Source organism: Endozoicomonas sp. ONNA2 (genome assembly GCF_024606365.1).
Taxonomy (GTDB): Bacteria; Pseudomonadota; Gammaproteobacteria; order Pseudomonadales; family Endozoicomonadaceae; genus Endozoicomonas.
The window spans coordinates 1-3,186 of record NZ_JAHHPO010000947.1 but is presented as its reverse complement, the minus strand read 5'-3'; the positions used below and the strand labels follow the sequence as shown (position 1 = coordinate 3,186).

2 protein-coding genes are annotated in these 3,186 nt (G+C 43.9%); one reads left to right on the top strand and one right to left on the bottom strand.

Going from position 1 to position 3,186, the window contains the following annotated elements; all coding sequences use genetic code 11:
* The first annotated feature begins 416 nt into the window (after positions 1-416).
* On the top strand, positions 417-893 hold the full coding sequence (locus KDK14_RS16830) for an ankyrin repeat domain-containing protein (RefSeq protein ID WP_257266337.1): 477 nt from the start codon (positions 417-419) through the stop codon (positions 891-893).
* A gap of 204 nt (positions 894-1,097) precedes the next feature.
* Here KDK14_RS16830 and KDK14_RS16825 read toward each other — a convergent pair whose 3' ends face one another.
* A complete protein-coding gene (locus tag KDK14_RS16825; RefSeq protein WP_257266336.1) occupies positions 1,098-2,858 on the bottom strand; it encodes an ankyrin repeat domain-containing protein in 1,761 nt (586 codons plus the stop codon).
* Between the last annotated feature and the right edge of the window lie 328 nt (positions 2,859-3,186).

Below are 3,186 nucleotides of genomic sequence, written 5' to 3'. Positions count from 1 at the left end.
GTGGTTCCAATTCAAATCTCTCAACCTGTATCAATCCCCATGTTTTCGGGACTTTTCAGCTTAAGTCAGTGCCATTGATTTTTAGACCAATTTATCGTAATCGCAGTAGGGCAGTCTATACTCACACAGCCTCCGAGGATAAGGCAGATTCAATATGTTATCGTCCATGACTGAAATCACACTGACAAGAATACGAGGTAGTAATGGAAACAATTAGCAGGCTTTTTAGAAACCCCCATCAGCGGTTAGACAGGTCCGGCCCTGCGATTTCTGGAGCAAACCGTGACAACCCCTACAATGATCCCGCACCACTGGCGGCTTGCCGGGTCGGCGATCTCCGCCGTCTGGAGAGGGAAATAGAAAAAGACTGCTCAATTGTTAACAGGGATTACCGATCCGGAAAAACCGGGAATACAGTGTCTTTGTTGTATATTGCAGTTATTGGAAGGTATGTTGAGCTGGCCCGGCTGCTGATCGAGAAGGGGGCTGATGTTAACTACGCCCTTAAAAAAGGTGGGTTCACAGCGCTCACATGTGCTGCGCAAATAGGGTTTATTGAGATCGTCCAGCTGTTGATCGACAACGGGGCTAATATTGATCAGGCGGGTAACGATGGAGCCACGCCGCTCTATTATGCCGCTCAGGAAGGTCACACGGAGATTGTCAAACTCTTATTAGCTTATGATGCAGATCCAGAAAAAGAATGGAAAATGTTTAGTATAGGTCGTTTGTCGTTCACCAAGTCCCCTCTTTCTGCTGCTCAAATCTTGAGTGGAGACAAAGAATCTGCACAAATGATAGCAACAGCCATAAAAGAAAGAAAAATCAATTTATCCGGTGAATTCCCACCACTACTGGCTGGTCAACATGCTTCTTACGGGACCATTCGATAGGTATCGGGGGCAAATACTCATCAATCTGCGAATCGTGTATTTCTGGCTAATTGAGCAGCTACTCTGCAAGGTGCAACGTAAGGAACTCAGGAGGCTGTCCGAGAATAGACTGTCCTACGCAGCAACTGCTCCTGCGTTGCTCTGGGAGGCTGTCCGAGAATAGCGCCCAGTCAGGCGCTAATCTCGGACAGCCTCCTGGTTTCCCTAAGAAAGAATTGCCTGCATTTGCTTTTTATGGGCAGATGTTTGCTGGCGAACACTTTTCATTACCCTCCCCTGCATAGCCAAATGTATCGGTGTACATAGATCACTATTTTCAGCCTTGAGGCATGCTTCAAACTCTTTTTTAAATTTGCGGTGGATCTTTTTCATAAATTCTCCATTACCATAAAAAGCTGCATGATGCAGTGGGGTATTCCCTCTATTATCAACCTCCAGGATATCTTTAGAAGAAAAATTGTACATATCAATGTCTAGCCCGTCGGTTTTGTTTGATGAACTGGCTATCAAATGAAGTAGTGTCAAACCTGAACGGTTTTTTATATTCACATCAGCTTTTGCCTTTATCAGCCTTTCGACGCATGTTTTGTGACTGTTTTTAGCAGCCAGGAGCAGCGCTGTGTTTTCATGCTTATCTTTTTCATCGATAATTTTCATGAATAGCTTTTTATGTTTTTTTAGCTCATCAATGCCATTAAGCTTACCTTCCAGAGCAGCATAGTGCAGGGGAGTCCTGCCTTTATTATCTTTAATAAAGATAGCTATTGCCGAGTTCTGTTTTTCCGTCAGAAATTTCTTCAGATAATAACTACTGCCTTTTTCTGCAGCATAGTGCAGGAGGGTTTTACCATCACTTTCGTCCTGGTCTTCAATGTTAATTCTACCGACCAGTATATCTGTTATGTTTTGGGCAAGGGAGTGCTTCTCCTCTGCATCAATGACAATTCGCAGGGTGGCACTGGCATTTTTTGGTGAGATTTTATCCGCATGATTTTTGCATAATTCATCCAGGCATGTTTTATCTTTTTTAGATATTGCATTTAATGTTGCATAATCCAGCACTGTTTTTCCATTCTCATCAGTATCAGCTATATTCGCCACTTTGGTGATCGTACGCTTAAACTCTGCAATGTTCCCTTCCATAACTGCAGTGCAGAGTTTTTTCACCGTGAGTTTTTGGTCTAACAGTTCACAACAAGCAAACTTGCCCTCTTTAGCAGCGCTGACCCGTGGTGTCTCACCTGCTTTATTTTGGACCGTGATATCCGCCCCTCGCTGAATCAGTAATTCAAGACACTCTTTCTGGCCACCGCGGGCGGCAATCTGTAATGGCGTATTGCCGTCGCGGTCAACAGTATTGATCTCAGCACCATTCACCAGCAGAATCTGAACACACTCAACACTGCCTCCTTCAGCAGCATGGTGCAGAGCCATTTTGCCATCCCGTTCATTTTTTTTGTTGATGATGTCCGCTTCAGTTTTAAGGATCAGCTCTTTGAGTTCCGTGGCATTGCCAGAAAAGGCTGCCTTGCACAGTTCATCAATCTTATTAAGGTATTGATAAATATCAAGAATGTCAGGATTGCACCGGAAGATTTTCTCAAGGGCATACTGATCAGCTGATTCGCTGGCATCAATAACCAGGGGTTTGCCATTACGTGATAATTGCAGTAATGGCTGATCACAAATGGAACAGTTCCGTTGCTCACGTCTGAACAAATTTTCGGGTATACATGCCAGGTGATACTGGTGAGGTGGGTTGCATGAGGTTTTGACAATTGAATGCCTGCCAAATCGCTCCGGCTTTTCTGACACTCGACAGTCTTTAGAATCGCAACAGTATTCAGAATCGCAAGGTGAAGCGGATGAATTAGTGCCGGGCATTCTAATTCCAGTTGTTGCAACTAACATTCTACCTACTGCACCTAACGCACCACCAACAACGCCTGACCTGGATGGAATCACAACGATCTCCTGTGCAAATCATAACCATTTGAAAAGCTGGTAAATAAGGATTTATCGAAATTAAAGCCTCCAAGTATGCAAAAAGTAGCCTGTGATTGTGTAGTATGCAACTCCAGCCAGAAAAGAAAATCGGCGCCAAGTCTTTTACCCATCGTCGTTTGAAAAACATTGTCAAAGAATATCCGTAATATCCCATTATTCGCTGATTACAGGGTATTTTCAAGGATTCCAGAATAGCCAAAGTTCTTACGATAGACATTAAGAATCTATCTTTTAATTCCAGAAGCAAAAGCTTTGAACCACGAAGCACACGGTGTGACACGGGAGC